An 18,338-nucleotide genomic window follows, 5' to 3' on the forward strand; every position below is an offset into this window, starting at 1 on the left:
TCAATTAGCCTCCTTAAGACTGTCCATGATTTTTTGAGACAACAGATCCGACGTGTAGTAGTTGAAGAAATCCGAGATCTTCAGATTGACGTTGAACGTCTCCCTGACCCGTTTCTTGAATTTGACCAGCAGCGTGGAATCCATCCCGAGGTCAAAAAAGCTCTCCGCCGCCGGCACCTTCTCCTCGCCGATCAACTCCGAGACGATCCGTCCGACGCGGCCGCTGAGGCCGCTGTCCGCCAGAGGCCGCTCTGCCGGTTCATCCGGCGGAGCGGCCGGGTTAACCGGCGCAGACGCCGGGGCAGCCGGGACGGACGCCTGCCGCGCGGCGGCCGTTCTCAGCGGCTCGGCGGCCGCTTCCCAATCGTCCCGGCACAGCGCCTGCACCGTCCGGGCGAAGGAGCCGGTCAGCAGGTCCAGCTCTTCTTCGCCGTATTCCGCCGATTGAACGGTCAGCTGGAGGCTCTGCCCTGCGGTGTCGTGATAGACCGAGAAGTGCAGACCGTACTTCTCGTCCCGGTAGCCCTCGGCTTCCTCCAGGGTGACCTCCCGCGCAGCGTCGAGCACTTTGGAGATCAGGCTGCCGGATTTGTAGTCGAACACGAGATCCCGGTAAATATTCAGCCGGTCCATCGCTTCTCCGGCGAATCCGGCTGCGCTCTCCCCGCGGCCTGCCGCCAAGGTGCGTCGCTGAATCTCGGCCAGCCCCGGCTCCAGGCTCTCCCCCGCTCCGAATTCCTGATGGAACGGAATCAGCCGGGCGAAGCTGCCGAGCGTCCGGTACTGCGCCGGACTCCGTCCCAGCGCCGGGTAGGCCAGATAGGCCCCGGATGTTCCGAGCCAACCGGCAACGCTGACGGCGAAGGCGGACAGGACGAGCGTGAAATCCGAATACCGCCGTCCCTCTCCCCGTCTATAGGGAATCTCCAGCTGACGGCTGACTCCGGCAGCCGCAGCGCGGCTCCGTTTCCCGGCCAGCGCTTCCCTGAACCGGCTGTAACCGCCGAAGTCCGGTTCCGCTTCTTCGGAAGCGCCGGCGGACTCCGCCGCTGCGGACACGGGCGTTCCCAAGGCCGCTTCCTGCCGCGCCGCCGGGGTCAGCGAAGTCAGCGAAGACGGCTTGTCCGCTTCCCCGTAATACGCTTGCAGCAGATCCTCCAGGAACAGCCGGACACTGAAGCCGTCGAACAGCGCGTGGTGCAGATTCAGGAACAGGTAATCGGCCTCATCCTCCGCAGACCGGCAGAGCAGCGCCCGGACCCATTCTTCGTCCTCCACCGCGATCAGACGCTCTGCGGCAACCCGGTCCTTGTCCAACTTATCGAAGACGCGGATCTCGATCAGGGGGCACGCCTCCCGCACCTGCCTAAAGAAGCGGCCTGATCCGTTCTCTTCGCTGAAGCGGAAGGAGGTCCGGAAGATCTCAAGCTGCTCAAAATAGAGGTTCAGCAGACTGTACATCCGGGGAAGGTCAAGCCCCTGGCCGAAGCGGATGAACAGCGGAATGTTGTAGGCGCCGCGGTTCTCCAGACAGGCGGCCAGAATGCGGGCTTCATTGTCGCTAGCTGGCTTGAACATGGTCCACAATCTCCTCCAGGGTGCACCGGAACAGCAGGTCAAGGTCAAGCTCGTAGCCCTTGCCGCCCAGCTCCCATATAATTTCCATCGCCTGAATCGAGTCCCCACCCAGATCCAGGAAGGTCTTGTCCGGGGCAACCGGGCTGCGCAGCACTCTCTCCACGACGCCGAGAATGTCGGTGCCGGCACCGGCGGCGGCTTCCGCCTCCTCCCGGATGGCGGTCAGCGCCTTGGCATCCGTCTTGCCGTTGCCGTTCATCGGAACCTGAGCCGCATACTTGACCGAAGGGATCATATAGTGCGGCAGCCGGCTCTTCAGATGGCTGCGCAATCCCTCCGGCTCGACGTCGTCGGTAATCAGCAGAATCAGCCGGCTTCCGTCATAGTGGGCGACGCAATCCCTGCGAAGTCCATAGGCTTGGGCGCAGCGCTCGATTTCGCCGAGCTCCACGCGGTACCCCGCGATTTTGACCTGACGGTCCCTGCGCTCCACATAGACCAGATTCCCGTCCCGATCTTCGTACACGCTGTCGCCTGTCCGGTAGTAGCGGACGCCTCCGATCTCCAGAATCGCCTTCTCATTCGCCTCCGGCTCTCCGATATACGCCCGCATCAGCCCGGAATCGGCGATTACCAGCTCGCCGGGCTGTCCGGGAACGGCCGGTACGCCCTCCTCATTCAGGACCAGAAGACGGCCGCCGTCGAAGCTCTGCCCGATCGGAATCTCGGTCTCGTCGCCGCGGACGGCGTACCGGGTGGCAAATACGGTCGTTTCGGTCGGCCCGTATACGTGCAGAACCCGGGAACTGCGGGCGGCCCGCTTCAAATGGTCGGCAGAGCCCCGCTCTCCGCCCGTCAGGATCAGCTCCAGCCGGGACAGCGCCTCCGGACATTCGTCCACGTAGAGATTGAACAGTCGGGTAGTCAGGAAGGCGGTATCCAGCTCGGCGAGAATCGCGGGCAGCAGATCGAAGTCCAGACTCTCCTCCTTGTCCACCATCCGGAGCGTCATGCCGTTCAGGAGTCCGCCGAACAGCTCGTACACCGAGGCGTCGAATTCCAGCGGGGCGAACTGGCCCATGACCGTTCCGGCGTAGAACTCGGCGTGGCCGGCGATTTTGCGGATCGACCGGTCTTCGATGGCTACCGGCTTCGGCTCGCCCGTGGACCCCGATGTGAAGATGACGTACAGCAGACTGTCCTCTTCCCGGACCGCCGGTTCGGGGAGTACCTCTTCTGTCAGACCCGAAGCGGTCAGCCGGCGGAACTCGGCGCTCCCGAGCACCGCCTTCGCCCCCACCTTGCTGCGCATCAGCGTTCTCCGGTGTTCGGGATAATCCGCCGGGATCACACAGTAGGCCGCTCCCGACCGGACAATGCCGAGCAGCAGCACGATCGCCTCCAGCTTGTTGGCGGTCTCCACGCTGACCACATCGTTCTTGCCGAGGCCCATCCGGCGCAGCTCGCTCCCGATTGCGCGGGTCCATTCGTCCAGCCTGCGGTAGGTAATATGGCCAAGGTTCCCGGTAATCGCTACAGATTCCCGTTGTTTCGCGAATATTTCATCGAATTTCTCGAGCAAGTTCACCGCTCTCTTCCTCCTCTTGAGCGCAGTTCTCCAGAACCTCATCCAGGATGCCGAGAAGCTGCATCATCTGGGACGGTTCGTACTTACTGCGGTTGTATTCAATCTCTGCCTTGGCTTCTTCGCCTTCCCGGCAGACCCGGATATAAATATCGAACTTGCTCAATCGGTCCGCCGGAATGAAGCGCATCCGGCGGAACAGATTCTCCTCATAGGAATACACGATGGCATATTCCATGCGGCTTCCCGCGCCTTCTTCGGCCTCCGGCTCCCGTCTGAGACCGGGCAGCTGCCCGGCAAAGATCCGCTTCATCCGCTCTCTCGGGCTCTCCGCCTCCCCGATCACTCCGGGGATAATCCGGACATGGCAGCCGACATCGCGGAAGCTTCCGAACGCCATGCGCCAGTTGCCGATAACACCGTAGACGGAGCCTTCGCCGCAACGGCGGACAGCTTCCTCCACCGCTGCCTGGCAGACCGCATTGCGGGAGACGCCGAGTCTCCGGGCGATCCGCTCCACCCGCTCCCACCGGCTCCCGGTGAGCGGAAGGCATACCCGGTCTGCGGCCGGCGAACCGCCCTTCCCCGCAGGAGGAATCCGGGCGGCTGCGGGCCCTTCCCTGCCGGAACCTCGGCCGGAACCTCCGCCGGAGCCCCCGCTGAAGCCCCCGAATGAGCCGGAGCCCGGCCCGCATGACGCCTCCAGATCGCTTACCCGGAGGTAGCTCTCGAAATCCCGGCCTCGCGGCCCCGGCGGGCGGCCGGCCAGCCGGGCTTCCAGCGTCTCCTCCAGATTGCGGATGCCCAGGCCGTCGATGCAGACATGGTGGAACTCCAGATACAGATAGCGCCGGTTCCCGTCCTCCAGGAACTGAAGCCTCCACGGGTATCCGTCCGCGGGATCAACCGAAGCGGCGGACGAGCGGATATAGCTGACAGCGTCGCCGCATTCCTTCACCACGGGAATCTCCAGCGTATCCGCTTCGAGCGGAACATGCTGCTGGATGAAGCTTCGGCTCTCCGGAAGGTAGCTGTAGCGGACCTGAAGGGCGGGATAATGAAGCAGCGTGTCGGTTACCGCTTGACGAACCTCTTCGTACGAGTCGTTCTCCCGCAGCGGGTACAGCAGCGGCAGCCGGTACAGCGGCAGCTTGCCGCATATGTACATATTGCGCTGCAGCTGGGTCAGCGGGCTGCATTCAGGCCCGGGCTCGTTCATGGCGCTCCGCTCCCTCCTCCCGCTGGCCTCTGCCGGCCAGCGCCTCCTCCATCCGGCGGAATAACTCCTCCCCTTCTTCGGGGGTATACAGGCTGTCGTCGATGTAGAAATCCAGCCTTCCGGTATGGCGCCCTGCGGTCAGGTTGACGAATAACTGAAACTTCGACCAGCCGCCCAGCTCCACCGTCTCTTCTAGGATGCCGCCGCGGCCGCTGTCCTCCTGCAGAATCTGGCAGACAATCCGGGGGTAAGCCGCCGGCAGGCCGCTGCGCTGCAGATCATAGACGGACGCCGCCTGGTTCAGCCTGGCCGTCCGCAGGCTGCTGCGCAGCACGTCGGGATCGTCCTCCGCGAAGTATACCGGCAGCACGCGGGCGAAGGAGCCGATGACCCGGCTGGCGCCGGGAATCACCCGGCCGTGATAGACGGCTCCGATGCTCCCGGACGATCGGCCGAAGAACCGGGCAGCCGTACCGGCCAGAGCGGCCGCTGCCTCGTATTCCAGTTCCTCCGGTCCCAGGCCTTTCGTGTCCAGCGTCCAGCTCCGCAGCCTGTACCGGCCCTGTCCGAGTCCTTCCCGGCCCAGGCTGCCGCCGCTCTCCGCCGCCGCTCCTTCCGGCAGTCTCCAGCGGCGCACCGCGGCGGCAATCTCGCTCTCGTACGCCTCGGCCAGCTCCCGGTACTGAACCGGCCGGAGCGCTTGTCCCCGGTAAGCATCGGCAATCTGATCCAGCAGAACACCGATGCCGTGATGGTCAATCAGCAGATGATGCAGATGAAGGTAGAAGTACCAGCCGTTCTCCCGGGCGGCGCGGACGATCTTCATGTCCCACAGGGCTCCGCCCGCTCTCGGGCTGATCGTCTTGCGCTGCCGCTCCAGATCGGCGAGGCTCTCCAGCTCCAGGACCGGAAGTTCAACCTCCTCCCCGGCTCCTGCCGTCGCCGTGACTTCTCCTCCGCCATACGCGAAGGCGGTGAAGAAGATTTCATTGCTCCGGATCGTCTCCTGAACCGCCCGGCGGAATGAGCCGGGTTCCATATCCCTGCCGAGCCGGAAGGCGTAGCGGACATCATAGAGGTCGGAGTGGAGAAAGCGGAAGCTGTCGATGAAGATGGCAGTTCCGAATCCCGGCAGCCGGTACTGCCGGGGGGCTTCCGGAAGCTTGGAGTCCGCAGGCGGCCCGGTCTCCAGGGCGGCGGCGGCTTCCAAGTCCGCTTCCGCCCCGCCGGCCAGCTGCTTCAGCCGGTTCTTGAGGTCGCCGAGAGTATGGGAGTCATAGACATCATGGTAGGTCAGCTGGATGCCCCAGCTTTCGTAGGCTTCGGTAATCAGATAGGCAATGTCAAACGAGGTGAGAACCTCCATCAGAAGGTCCGAATCCGCGCCGCGCCCCAGCAGATTGCTTAAGGTCCGGGTGACGGAGGATGCGGGGGCGGAGCGGAGCGGCGTTCTGCCTGCCGCGGCGGGCGGAAGCGGTTCGCTCCCAGGCGATTCCGGCGATCCGTCTGCCGCTTGGGCGGACGCTTCGCCCGCCGCCGGGTCGGTCGCCATGCCGCTCCCAAGCGGCGGCCGAAGCCGCTCGTCGGGGTCAGCCCGGTCCAGCGCCAGCAGCGCCGGCTCCAGCTGTTCGCTCACGCGGCGGACCCGCGGACAATCGCAGCGGAATTCGAGGGACAGGCCGTCTTCATACTCATTGAATTGAAGATGGTTGTCATACTTGTACAGATAGCTTCCCAGCGTCAGGCCGAGGAGATAAGCCGACTCCCGGAGCGGGTCGGCCATCTTCGTGTAGGAGAGCACGAAGTCATAGCCGCCGGCTCCAAGCAATTCCATATACTCGCCATAGGACAGGCCCTCCGAGCCTGTCATTCCGTGGAGACACTGCCGGAGCATGCCTCTGGCATTCGCCGCGAAGCCGGCGGACCCGTCCAGCCGCAGCACACAGGGCGCCACATCCGTGAAGTTGCCGACGCTGCCGCTCTGGATTCTCGGGTCCCGGCGGGACACCACGACTCCGGCGATGCTCTCCTTCTGTCCGGTCAGCAGCGCCGCCGTGAAGGCCGAGACGGCGAAGCGCGTCGTCCTCCACTTCTTCGCCAGCGAGCCGAGCGCCGTCCAGGCCTCCGGCGACAGCCGGATGGAGCCGTAGGCGGGATTCTCCAGCCGTTCCCGTTCCGGTTCCCGGCCCCTCTGAGCCCGGGCGAAGTCTTCCCGGAAGCGGGCCTTCTGCCGCTCGGCCCCCTCGTCTCCCCGCGCCGGCGGCTGGGGAGACCAGCCTCCCGCGTCTTCCGGGGAGGGAAGGCCCCCGCCCGCCAGCCGCCGCTCCAGCGCAGCGGCGAACTGGCCGAGCGAGTCGCCGTCGAAGACCAGATGGTGGATCAGAAATTCCAGACGTCCCCGCTCCGGGTCATAGTAGTACCGGGCGAGCGGTCCCCCGCCGAATAGATCCAGCTTCTCCCCTTGAAGCGTCGTCCCGCTCCGGAATCCTTCGCCGCCTTCGTCCGGCTGCAGGCGGAAGGCGTACCCGGCGCCGTCCTCCGCCCGGGCAACCCGCAGACGGAGCGCTTCATAGAATCCCAGCACATCCTCTACGGCGGATTCAACGCCGGACGGGTCCAGACTGCGGCTGAGCTCGAGCTCAAAGTAAATATCATAATTCTTGCGGTGCTTCTCGGCATAGACAATCTTCTCATGCAGCGGGTGCATCGCGTACTGCCGGACGCCGCTTCTTACAGGTTCCATCCGCCTTCCTCCTCTCTCCCTAAATATTCTCTGTGCGGACCCGCATCAGCAGAAGGAACAACAGCACCGCCAGCACGCCCAGGCTGCCGATATGAAGAGCAATCTCTCCGGCATGCCGGCCGAACCCGCTGAACATCTCGGCATTCACCTCGGTGATCCAGTTGGTCGGCAGAATCCGGGCCAGCCGCTGCATGCTCTCCGGCATAATCGAGCTGGGCCACAGCGTCCCGCCCAGCATGGCCATCGGCAGACAGACCACCGAGATCAGCAGCCGGCCTGTCGCATTGCCGGTCGTGCGGCTGACGAGAAGGAGCCCGATGCCGGCGGCGACGACGTTCAGCAGACCGTAGGCCAGGATCAGCAGCAGCAGCTGAACCGGCGAGAGAGTCAGTTCGATCCGGAAGACGGCGGTCAGCAGGCCGATCATAATGAGGAACTGCACGACGCCGACGACGGCGAACACGGCGGCCGTCTGGATGTAATAGCTTAGCTTGCTGTAGGCGGCTAGCAGAATGCGCTGCGTCGTCGTGTGCACTTTATCCCCGAGGAAGAGCATCGTGTTCGTCATCGTCAGGAACATGATGATGAAGACGATCATATTGAAGGAGCTCGTCAGCACGACCGCGTTCGGGTTGCCCAGGATGCTGCGGTGAACCTCGATGGCCGGCTTGGCCTCCGCCGCCTTCTTGAGACTGGCGGCAAAAGCGCCCTCGTCCGGAGCATTGCGCGCCAGCGTCTGCATCACCGACAGCACACTGTTGATCTTGACCTCGAGCGAGCTGGAATTGAAGGACTGCTCCTTCGCGTATTTCAGGGCCGTCACTGCCCCCTTGCCGCTGTACACCTCGGACGCCGACTGCGTCAGCACCACGCCGAGATTCGAGCTGCTGTCTGCGGCCTCTTCTCTGGAATCGGCCTGCTTGACGATAACGTCCTGCTTCTCCAGCATCCCGGTTACATAAGCCCCGACAGCGGCGTCCTTGGCGTACAGCGTCAGCGTTACCTGCTGCGCCTGCTTATACTGCGCCACGACGGAATACGTGAAGACAATCGGCAGAACGAGAATCAGAATCAGGGTCATCCTGCGTCTGATGATCCGCTTCATGTAGAGTTCGAACACCCGCATCTTTACCGGACCCCTTTCCGCGACAGCAGGAATACCGAGACGGCCATGAATACGAACGCGTAGCCCAATGCGCCGTACACCGGCATCAGCTTCACGATGCCCTGCTGCATATAATCGAACAGCGGCTGCTGAAAAATCTCATTGATGCTGAGCTCTCTCAGCTCGCCCATATCCATCTTGATAAACCCGCCGCCGATAAAGGTCATCGCCGGAATCAGAATCGTAACCACTCCGTCCAGCTGCTTGACCCGGCGGCTGATTACGCCGAGCAGAAGCCCGAGGGCATTGAAGAAGATCGAGCCGGCGAGGATGATGAAGAAGACGAACAGCAGGCTGTTCCCGTAATCCGCCTGAAAGAACCATTTGGCGCACAGTACGATAATCAGTCCTTGAAGCACCGTGATGCTGCACCCCGTCAGGAACTGCCCCATGATAAGGCCTACCCGGGAGACAGGCGACACCAGATAGCGCTCGCCCAGCGCCTCGCTGTACTCTTCCTTCACGAAGTTCATCGTATTGGCCAGTCCGTAGACGAGAATCAGCACGAGCATCGTTACGCCGTAATAGCTGATGGCGGAGACGCCGGACGCCTCTTTGGCCTTAGTCCCGGCTGCCGGAGCGCTTGCGGCTGCGGCCTGCTGCGGATCTTTCAGCAGCGGAGCATAGGCATGGGTGTAAGCTGCGGCGGGATTCTCCGCCTTGGACAGCTTCATGGCCAGATAACCGTCGGAGAACGCCGAGAGCGTCAGCTCCGTTACCTTGATTTTCTCAATGTCGGAATCCTTCCCGTATACGGTTACCCCCTCGGCGCCCGCCGTCCCTTGGGACAACCCGGCCGGAATATGGATGTACTGCTCGGCCTTGCCGTCCTTCAGCAGCTGCTTGGCTGCGGCGTCATTCGTTCCGGTCTGAACCTCCAGCAGCGATCGGTTGGCTTCCCCTTTCAGAAAAGCAACGATCTGCTGTCCCGCCTGCCCCTTGTCCTCGTTGATCACCACGGTCTTCACGCGGTCGGCAGCGGACGATTTCGTCTCCGGCTCGTCTTTGCTGTCGAACACCCCGGACAGCGCGTTGCCGAGGATTACGATCAACAGGAGCGGCAGAAGAATGTAGTTCACGATCACGACCGGATTCTTGACCTTTCGTTTCATGCTCGTTATAAATATGGTCCACATGGCTTAATCCCTCAGATTCTTTTGGGTTAGTTTGAAGAACACCTGCTCCAGGTTCGGCGAGACATACTGGAAGCTTTTGACGTCGTCCCCGAACGCTTCCTTGATCCGACTGATGAAATGGACGTCATGCTTGGGCATGCTGAGATGGATGTAGGGTTCTTCAGACTCCAGAACGGTGAACGGCTTCAATTGCTCGGCGTAATGCGCCTTCTTCTTCTGCAGCTCCAGGCGGATGACCGCTTCGTCGGTGAATTCCTCAATAATGTCGCCCAGCTCGCCCTGGCAGAGCAGGCGCCCTTTGTCGATAATTCCGACATGCGTACAGATCTTCTCGACCTCTTCCATGTAATGCGAGATGTACACGACGGTGGTTCCGAGCTGGTTCAGCTCAAGGATGGCGTCCAGGATGCGGTTGCGGGACTGGGGATCGACGCCAACGGTCGGCTCGTCGAGGATAATGACATCCGGGTTGTGCACGATGCCGCACGCGATGTTCAGTCTCCGCTTCATGCCGCCCGAGAATTTCTTGGGCTTCTGCGCCCGTTCTTCCCAGAGGCCGACGAATTCGAGCGCGAACTGGATCTGCTTCTTCAGCTTCTCTCCCTTCAGCCCGTACAGCTTGCCGAAGAACATGACATTGTCGTAAGCGGACAAGTCGTACATCAGGGCCAGATCCTGCGGAACGTAGCCGACCCGCTTGTTCGTGCTGGCGTTCAGGCGTTCGTTGAACCACTGAATCGTCCCGCCCCGGGGCTTGTCGAGTCCCAGCATGACCTTGGTCAAGGTGGACTTCCCGGCTCCGTTCGGTCCCAACAGACCGAAGATTTGTTTCTCTCCGATGGACAGCGACAACCGGTTGAGCACCGGTTTCTTCTGGTTATAGCTGAATTCAATTTCCTTCCCCGCAAAAACGGTTCCCATTCGTTATAGCCTCCCGTTTAGAATGTCTTTTGGTCTACCTCTAATCTAGCACCCCTTGGGACCGGCTAATCCTTTCGGTAATAACACGCGATTTTGACATCCTAAGTGTATGGATTCGCTGCAATGATGAATACGCGGGCGGCGTAAACGCAGCAAGGCCCCGGGAGCTTCCCCCCGGGGCTTTGCCTGTTCTTGCTCTTCACTTCCGGCCGGATGCGCCCTTTCAGCTACAGCTGAACCGGCAGAATCCGTCCTTGCTCGTCATATTGGATCTCGGTGAATTTCACGCAGCGCTTGTGGTCCACTCCGCCGGACAGCGAGGCGTCATGATAGAACAGATACCACTTGCCTTCGAACTCCACAATGGAATGATGCGTCGTCCAGCCTACCACCGGCTCCAGGATCGTTCCCTGGAACACATAGGGGCCGAAAGGCTTGTCGCTGACGGCGTAGACAATCTTGTGGGTGGTTCCTGTCGAATACGACAAATAATACTTGCCGTTGTACTTGTGCATCCAGGGGCCTTCAAAATATCTCCGGTCCTCGTCCCCTGCCAGAAGCGGCTGGCCCGCTCCGTCCACGATGCTGATCTCCTGCGGTGCGGCCTTGAAGGCCAGCAGGTCTTCCGTCAGTTCGGCCATCCGGGGGCCAAAAGCCGGTTCGCCCGGCTCTTTCTCCGCGGCGTCCGCCTGGTACTCGCCGGTCTTCCACTTCTCCAGCTGTCCGCCCCACAGTCCGCCGAAGACCATGTACGCGCGTTCGTCTTCGTCGATGAACACGGCCGGATCAATGCTGAAGCTGCCGTCGATGTAATTCGCTTCGGCCCGGAACGGACCGGCCGGAGAAGCCGAAGTGGCGACCCCGATCCGGAAGATGCCGTCCTTGTCGCGGGCCGGGAAGAACAGATAATACATGCCGTTCCGGCAGGCGGCATCCGGCGCCCACATCTGTTCGGAAGCCCAGGCTACGTCCCGCACGTGCAGCGCGAGCCCGTGATCGACGCAGGGCGCGTCCGGACCGTCCATGGAGAGCACATGGTAGTCCTCCATCTGATACTGGTCGCCGTTGTCGTTCGTCGGTCCGTCATGATCAATGTCGTGCGAGGGATAGATATACAGCTTGCCCTCGAACACATGGGCGGACGGATCGGCAGTGAAGATATGGGTAACTAGCGGTTGGTTGAACTCAGCCACGATTCGGTATTCCTCCTTGAATGTCGGTATCAAGCGCTAAGAAGCCTAATGGAGTAGATGCTTACTCTTTGACGCCGCCGAGCGCAACGCCGGCGATAATATAACGGGACAGCAGGAAGTACACGACGAACAGCGGCAGCGCCGTCAGGGAAAGGCCCATATAGATCGAGCCGAATTCCGTCTTGTAAATATCCCCGCGCAGCAGGCTGACCATAATCGGCATGGTGTATTTCTCCTTCTGCGTCAGCAGGATCAGCGGCATGAACAGGTTGTTCCAATTGCCGACAAAGGCGAAGATGGCCTGCGTCGCCACCGCCGGCATCATCAGCGGCAGAATAATCCGGTTGAACGTCTTGAATTCGCCGGAGCCGTCCACGCGGGCCGCCTCAACGATCTCAAGCGACAGGGTCGCCAGCAAGTACTGGCGCATGAAGAAGACGACCGCCGGCGCCGCAATTGCGGGCAGGATGAGCGGCAGGAAGCTGTTCGTCCAGTGCAGTTTGTACATGAACTGGTAGAAGCCGATGGCGCTGGCCTGGGCCGGAATCATCATGACGCACAGAATGAAGGTGAAGAACGGACCCCGCAGCTTCCAGTCGTAGGCGACCAGGCCATAGGCCGTCAGCGAAGAGAAGTAGACGGTGCAGATCGTCGCCGAGCTGGAAATAATAAAGGAGTTCAGAAAGCCTTTAATCGGGTCAAAGCTCTTGTCGAGCAGCACATGCAGGTTGGTCATCATATGGCTGGAAGGAATCAGCGAGACGCCGCTCTGGATTTCCGGTGTAGAACGCGTGGCGTTCACGAACATAATCCAGAACGGAAGAATGCTGAGCAGCGCCAGGCCGATGCAGACCACATAGATGATCGTTTTGGTCAATTTCCGGTTGAAGGTACCTGTCTTCTCAACTCTCTCCATCGGTCTACACCTCCCTTACGGCTGCTGCCTGTGCTGCCGCTCTCCGTCTCAATTTCTCGGCTTTCTTCAATCGGCCGGCATCGCGGTCGCGCATCAGATAGAAGAGCACAGCCGACAATACCGCCGTAATCAGGAACATAATCATACTTGCAGCCGCAGCCTTGTTGTACATGTAGCTTCCCTTGAAGGCCTGACCGTAAATAAACATGGACGTGGTAAGCGTAGAGTCGTCCGGACCGCCTGCGAGGAACAGCTGCGGAATATCGAACATCGTCAGACCGCCCACCATCGATGTAATCAGCGTGAACAGCAGGATCGTGCGAAGACTCGGCAGCGTGATGCGGAAGAACGTCTGAATGCCGTTCGCTCCGTCAATCGCCGCGGACTCAAAGAGGGCCGGATTGATGCCCATTACACCTGCAACGAGAACGATCATCGTGTTGCCGTACCACATCCAGAACTGGATGAATGCCACGATACCCCGGGCCGTCGTCTTATCCTGAAGGAAGAAGATCGGGGCGTCGGACCATCCCAGCGATTGAAACAGACTGTTAATCGGGCCCATCGGATAGGCGAATAAACTGCTGAAGAGCACCGCAATGGTACTCGCTGTAATGATATTCGGCATGTAGAGCAGAACCTTGAAAGCTCCCTGGCCTTTGATGTTCAGCCGCTTGTTGGTGAACCAGGCGGTAAGCAGAAGCGCGAGCACAATCTGGGGAACGAAGTTGATTACCCAGAGCAGACCCGTATTTTTCAGAGACTTGATGAACGTCGGGTTGTGATACAGCAGATCCTTGAAGTTCTGAAACGGGTTATCCAGGATATGAATCGGCTTGGGAATCAGGCCCTTCATATCGGTGAAGCCGATCAGCGCAGTGTACAGGATCGGATAGAGCGAGAATACGAGAAAAGCCAGGACAAACGGCAGGGTAAAAATGTAGCCGTACTTCGAATAGTTCACACCTTTGCGGCGCATGCTCTCACCTCACGGATTAATGGGAAAGGGCGGGATAGCTTCCCGCCCCTTCGACTCCTTGTTATTCGCTGTCGATATCAAGCTGGTCTTTGACCTGCTGTTTGAAGGTGGCGATGGCGTCGTCGCGGCTCTTGTTGCCTGCCGTGTACTCACGCACCTGATCGCGCCAGAGCTTGTTGATCGTTTCGTCGTACTGGGTCAGGTTCTTACCGGATGCGTTGGCGTTGGCCGGAACGAAGACGTCGAACATATTCTGTCCGCCGAGCAGCGGAACTTCGCCGTTGGACTTGGACATGACGACGGAGGAAGCGACGCTGTCTTTCGTGCCCTGTTCGCCTGCCTTCATGGTGCCGTTGGCCCACAGATACTGGAGACCGGTCTCGGAAGTGTCCAGCGTTACCCATTTCACGAAATCTGCCACAGCTTGCTTCTTGGCATCATCCTTCACGACATCCTTGTTCGCGAGCAGCCAGGTGCCGCCCCAGAAGAAGCCGGTCGGCGGTTCGGTAATGGCCCAGTCGCCGTTCGTCGTCTTAACCTGGTCTTTCATCGTGTAGTTAATGAGCCATGCCGGGCCGAAGAATCCGAATACCGGCTTGGCGCCGGTGCCGGACATATCGGCGTACCAGCCTTCTGTCCAGTCGGTCGTATCATTGTGGTAGCCGTTGTCTTTCAGCTTCTTGGAGTAGTCCAGGAACTGTTCGCGCTTCGGATCGATGTGCAGCTTGCCGTCAACAATCCAGCCCTTGTCGGAGCTGTTCTCGATCGGATGCCAGATGTCGCCGTCGCCGGAGACGATCGCATATCCTTTCGCTTTCAGCTTGGCCGCGGCTTCGAAGAACTTATCCCAGCCCGGTCCCACTTCCGTCTTGATCTTGGAAGGATCATCCGTTCCGAAGACTTCCTTCGCGAGGGAACGGCGGTAAATGAATGCGCCTCCAGTCGCTTGATAGCCAAGTCCTTTCAGTTGGCCGTCCTTGCTGCCGATATCAACCGAATACTGGGCGATGCCTGCATCCTTGACCATCTTGTCATCCAGACCGAGATCGGAATAGTTGGCGGCATACGAGGAAGCGTCGCCCTGCGTGTATTTGAGAACGAAGGCCGATTCCGCTGCATAGATGTCCGGAGCGTCCTTGCCTCCGGCGGCCAGCGCCTGGTCCAGCGCCGGCTGATAAGCGCCGTCGGTCGTTGCGATTACCGTTGTTTTGAACTCTACATTCGCATCCGGATGGAGTTCCTTGTATTTCTTCGCCATATCCGGAATTTCATTCGTGAAGCTCCACAGGTTGATTGTGACCTTCTCGCCCGATCCCTTGGCCGGAGCCGCTGCCGACGCTGCCGGAGCCGCGCTGGCGCCCGCTGCGCCCGAAGACGAGTTGGAGTTGGAATTGTTGTTGTTGTTACCGCCGCAGGCCGTAAGAGCTGAAGACACTACAAGCACCGTAGAAATACCGGCAACCAGACGTTTCATGCTTTTCATACTTTGCCTCCCCTTTTGTATAAAGCGTGGTTTTTGTAACCGCATTCATAATTATAGAGGTGTTCCTCTGGGAGCGTAAGGAAACGGTCATTGGGAGAAATTCTACTTTTATTGGATTTCCAATAAACGCGCTTTCATGAGAACGCAAAAAAGCCGAGTTATTCCAGAATTCCTGGATAACTCGGCAATCCTACAGCAAGCGCTCGGCTGGAGCCGCCTCGGCTGTTTCATCGAAGCGGCGGATGCGCCGCTCCACTTTCTTTTGTCGCTAAATACAGGTCGATGGTATCGTCGATATGCAGCTTCTGGCCGCAACCTTCGATGGCGGCTGCAATTCCCTGCTGAAACGCCGTCGCCGAGTAGATGAAATCAAACGACCCGGAACGACCCTCATAGCTCTCAAAATCGGTATGCAGAACCTGAAAATTCGCATATTCGGCGAACTTGTCCCTCACAAACCGGGCCATATTTCCGCCCAGCTCCACGGCCGTAACCCTGCAGCCGGTCCTCAGAAACGGAAGCGTGGCCTGGCCCGTTCCCACCCCGATCTCCAGCGCCTCCTTGGACTTGTCCAGCGACGCGTAATGGATGATATCCTCGAACATGGCCTCCGTATAGGCAGGACGGGATCGATCATAATTCAGCGGGTCCTCGTCAAACTTGAAGCGCAAGTCGGTCATTGTCATTCTCTCTTTCAAGCTATATCAAACTTTTAATAGAGTGAGTTATCCAGTTAGATACAACGGGTGGGCTCGATAAGTTTGCTGTAATGCTCGTCCGATACGGGCTCCAGCCATTCGGGCGTGCCTGCGGTAATCGCGAGATGTTCAAACCAGCTGTCTTTGGCAGCGCCATGCCAGTGTTTAACGCCGTCATGGGTCACCACCACATCTCCGGCTTGCAGAAATTGCGCAGGTTTCCCTTCTTCCTGGTACCAGCCTTCGCCGCCGGTTACCAGCAGCACCTGATATCCGTTCCGGTGAATGTGCCAATGATTTCTGCACCCGGGTTCAAAAGTCACATTTCCAACACCTACATTAAGGTCAGGATCCGAAACCAAAGATTGCAAATAGCTTTGCCCGACAAAAAATTGGGCGTAGGCGCCATTTGGGGGTCCCGACGGGAAAATCACCCCGTTTTTTACCTCTTCATGCTTGGCCATATGAACTCCTCCCCTATCGCATTACTGCATTCTTCCGCCGAATACCGGGAAAAAGCTGTGCTCGCCGTAATCCCGGATGCGCTCCATATGCTTCAGCGTCTCCATATCTTCATCGCCGATTACAAAATCAAGCTCTGCGTTGTTTCTCATATGATCCGGATTTGCCGTCTTGGGCAGCACCGCCAGATCTAGCTGAATGCCATAACGCAGGCTAAGCTGGGCGACCGAAACGCCGTACCGGTCCGCGATGACTTTCATCTCCGCATGGTCCAGAATGGCGCCATGGGCAATAGAGGAATACGCCTCTACTGCGATGTCATTCTTTTGGCAAAATTCAATCAGTTCCAGCGGCGTATTGCCCACATGGGCCAGAATCTGATTGACCATCGGCTTGATCTCACAGCTGGACAGAATATTCTCCACATCGTCCTGAAGGAAGTTGGAAAGGCCGATGGCCTTAACTTTGCCGGCCTTATAAGCGGTCTCCAGCGCTCTCCACACTCTTTTATTCTCGTCAAAATAGCGATTCGCTTCCCGGAACTGATTCCAAGGCTGCGGGCTGTGAATAATCAGCAGGTCCAAGTCCTCCAGTCCCAGTTGTGATAAAGAGGCCTCAATGGACTGCGCAGCGGCGTCCGCGTCTTTTAATTCGGCTGCTACCTTTGTCGTGATAAAAAGCTCTTCCCTGGGCACCCCGCAGGTACGGACGCCTTCTCCTACACCGGCTTCGTTGCCGTATGCCTGCGCGGTGTCGATATGGCGGTAGCCGATGGATACCGCATCCCGCACAGCCTGTGCAGCCTGCTTGTCATCAAGCAGCCAAGTGCCAAGACCCAATTTGGGAAGTTCGATTCCATTGGTTAATTTGAACGTTTCGTTAAACATGCTTTTCTTCTCCTTGTATAGATTATAGGCGGTTTGTCTAAGATCTCCGGCACAGATACAGTGCCAAACAAAACGAACATTGATTGTTTAATCAACTCATGTTTATAATTCTAAGCAGAAACCGAAAGCCTGCAATAATCAATTCCCCGGATGGTGTAGATTAATGAACACTTCCTTGCGAATTGCCGATTATCTGGGAAGGGTGAAGAGTGAGATGGCCAAAGTGGATCGACGGGTAATCAAGTCACAGGAGGCAATCAAGAAGTCGCTTCTTGAATTAATGACGGAACACAGCTTCGAGGAAATTACCATCAAGGATATTGCCGAGCGGGCAAATGTGAACCGGGGTACTATCTACCTTCATTACCTGGATAAATACGACTTGCTTGATCAAATCATCGAAGAACATATCCACAATCTTCGCGAACTATGCCATTCTGCATCCGATCTGACTTTCCAAGAAGGGAATTATATCTGGTTCGAATACTTCGCGGATAAACATCTGTTCTTCTCAACCATGCTCACTACCAAAAGCGCCGCTTTCTTCCGCAGTCAATTCCTGGACCTTGTCATTGAAGAGTACCATGCGGAAATTGACGTTGCCGAAGGCAAGAATCAAGGATTGAACGAGGAGATAATCCTTCAGTTTTTTGGCGCAGCAATTGTGGGCGCGGTGGAATGGTGGTTCAAGAACGGCATGCCCTTACCGCCGCGCGTCATGGCCGAGCAAACCGGAATCCTGCTGGACCGAAATTTCTGAAGGCCATCCTCTTCGGCCCTTTTAATTATCCCATCCACTAGAACAGGAGAGATCGCTGTGCAGCTTTCGGATTCTACTTATTCCGCCATCAAGGCTCTGTGTACACAAGGCGACGCGTTCATGAGAACGGGCAATCTCAATGCCGCCAAGCAAAATTATCTGGCCGCCCTCCGCCTATTGCCGGACAACCCTCAAGAATGGGAAGCCGCTACCTGGATCTATGTGGCGATCGGGGATGCCCACTACCGGATGAAGAACTATGATAAGGCCTTCAAGTCCTTCTATAATGCTGTACGCTGCCCGAATGGGCTGGGTAACCCCTACATTCACCTTCGGCTGGGACAGTTATATTACGAACAGGGGAACCATACCAAGGCCGCCGACGAGCTCACCCGGGCTTACATGGGCGGCGGTATTGCGATCTTTATGGAAGACGACCCCAAGTATCTGGCGTTTTTGGAGACCATCTTGAAGATTTAACAGGTCAAGTTACCAGAGGCGGCTTGTAGCGCACTGAACGATACCCAGACATTTTCCGGAAAATGAATAATGGCTTCGCCCTTCTAAGCAGAGGGGCGAAGCCATTATGATATTCTTCCATTCACTAATTCTG

16 protein-coding genes are annotated in these 18,338 nt (G+C 58.7%); 2 read left to right on the plus strand and 14 right to left on the minus strand.

What is annotated here, in order from left to right; all coding sequences use genetic code 11:
* The 14 genes from RBI05_RS14950 to RBI05_RS15015 form a co-directional block, all read right to left on the minus strand.
* Positions 1–1,578 (minus strand): condensation domain-containing protein, encoded by a 1,578-nt coding sequence (locus RBI05_RS14950; RefSeq protein WP_310551697.1) that lies wholly within the window; start codon positions 1,576–1,578, stop codon positions 1–3.
* Complete coding sequence (locus tag RBI05_RS14955) at positions 1,562–3,166, minus strand: non-ribosomal peptide synthetase (protein WP_310551698.1); 1,605 nt, start codon at positions 3,164–3,166, stop codon at positions 1,562–1,564. Before RBI05_RS14955 ends, RBI05_RS14950 begins: the two co-directional genes overlap by 17 nt.
* On the minus strand, positions 3,141–4,382 hold the full coding sequence (locus RBI05_RS14960) for a condensation domain-containing protein (RefSeq protein WP_310551699.1): 1,242 nt from the start codon (positions 4,380–4,382) through the stop codon (positions 3,141–3,143). Before RBI05_RS14960 ends, RBI05_RS14955 begins: the two co-directional genes overlap by 26 nt.
* Complete coding sequence (locus tag RBI05_RS14965; protein ID WP_310551700.1) at positions 4,363–7,125, minus strand: condensation domain-containing protein; 2,763 nt, start codon at positions 7,123–7,125, stop codon at positions 4,363–4,365. The genes RBI05_RS14960 and RBI05_RS14965 overlap by 20 nt, the downstream gene beginning before the upstream one ends.
* A gap of 19 nt (positions 7,126–7,144) precedes the next feature.
* Positions 7,145–8,251, minus strand: coding sequence for an ABC transporter permease (locus RBI05_RS14970; protein ID WP_310551701.1), 1,107 nt, complete (start codon positions 8,249–8,251; stop codon positions 7,145–7,147).
* A gap of 2 nt (positions 8,252–8,253) precedes the next feature.
* A complete protein-coding gene (locus tag RBI05_RS14975; protein ID WP_310551702.1) occupies positions 8,254–9,426 on the minus strand; it encodes an ABC transporter permease in 1,173 nt (390 codons plus the stop codon).
* Between the two features lie 3 nt (positions 9,427–9,429).
* Entirely contained in the window at positions 9,430–10,347 is a 918-nt protein-coding gene (locus RBI05_RS14980; protein WP_310551703.1) for an ABC transporter ATP-binding protein, read from the minus strand.
* 227 nt (positions 10,348–10,574) lie between these two features.
* Positions 10,575–11,543 carry a glycoside hydrolase family 43 protein gene (locus RBI05_RS14985; RefSeq protein ID WP_408638338.1) on the minus strand — a complete coding sequence of 323 codons (969 nt, stop codon included), beginning with the start codon at positions 11,541–11,543 and terminating at the stop codon, positions 10,575–10,577.
* Between the two features lie 58 nt (positions 11,544–11,601).
* Positions 11,602–12,456 (minus strand): carbohydrate ABC transporter permease, encoded by an 855-nt coding sequence (locus RBI05_RS14990; RefSeq protein WP_150459354.1) that lies wholly within the window; start codon positions 12,454–12,456, stop codon positions 11,602–11,604.
* Positions 12,457–12,460: 4 nt separating this feature from the next.
* Positions 12,461–13,435: a carbohydrate ABC transporter permease gene (locus tag RBI05_RS14995; RefSeq protein ID WP_310551705.1), complete on the minus strand. Its 975-nt coding sequence runs from the start codon at positions 13,433–13,435 to the stop codon at positions 12,461–12,463.
* Between the two features lie 61 nt (positions 13,436–13,496).
* The gene (locus tag RBI05_RS15000; RefSeq protein ID WP_310551706.1) at positions 13,497–14,918 is read right to left on the minus strand and encodes an ABC transporter substrate-binding protein; all 1,422 of its coding nucleotides are present in this window, start codon (positions 14,916–14,918) and stop codon (positions 13,497–13,499) included.
* A gap of 227 nt (positions 14,919–15,145) precedes the next feature.
* On the minus strand, positions 15,146–15,598 hold the full coding sequence (locus RBI05_RS15005; protein WP_310551707.1) for a methyltransferase domain-containing protein: 453 nt from the start codon (positions 15,596–15,598) through the stop codon (positions 15,146–15,148).
* Between the two features lie 53 nt (positions 15,599–15,651).
* Complete coding sequence (locus tag RBI05_RS15010) at positions 15,652–16,080, minus strand: cupin domain-containing protein (RefSeq protein WP_310551708.1); 429 nt, start codon at positions 16,078–16,080, stop codon at positions 15,652–15,654.
* 21 nt (positions 16,081–16,101) lie between these two features.
* Complete coding sequence (locus RBI05_RS15015) at positions 16,102–16,965, minus strand: aldo/keto reductase (protein ID WP_310551709.1); 864 nt, start codon at positions 16,963–16,965, stop codon at positions 16,102–16,104.
* A 214-nt stretch (positions 16,966–17,179) separates the two neighbouring features.
* On the opposite strand from RBI05_RS15015, the gene RBI05_RS15020 reads away from it, so the two are divergent.
* Together RBI05_RS15020 and RBI05_RS15025 are read left to right on the plus strand one after the other, a co-directional pair.
* Positions 17,180–17,725, plus strand: coding sequence for a TetR/AcrR family transcriptional regulator (locus RBI05_RS15020; RefSeq protein ID WP_310551710.1), 546 nt, complete (start codon positions 17,180–17,182; stop codon positions 17,723–17,725).
* A gap of 96 nt (positions 17,726–17,821) precedes the next feature.
* Positions 17,822–18,205, plus strand: a complete 384-nt coding sequence (locus tag RBI05_RS15025; protein WP_408638339.1) for a tetratricopeptide repeat protein — start codon at positions 17,822–17,824, stop codon at positions 18,203–18,205.
* Positions 18,206–18,338 lie beyond the last annotated feature (133 nt).

The organism is Paenibacillus glufosinatiresistens (genome assembly GCF_031470375.1).
Taxonomy (GTDB): Bacteria; Bacillota; Bacilli; order Paenibacillales; family Paenibacillaceae; genus Paenibacillus_AQ; species Paenibacillus_AQ glufosinatiresistens.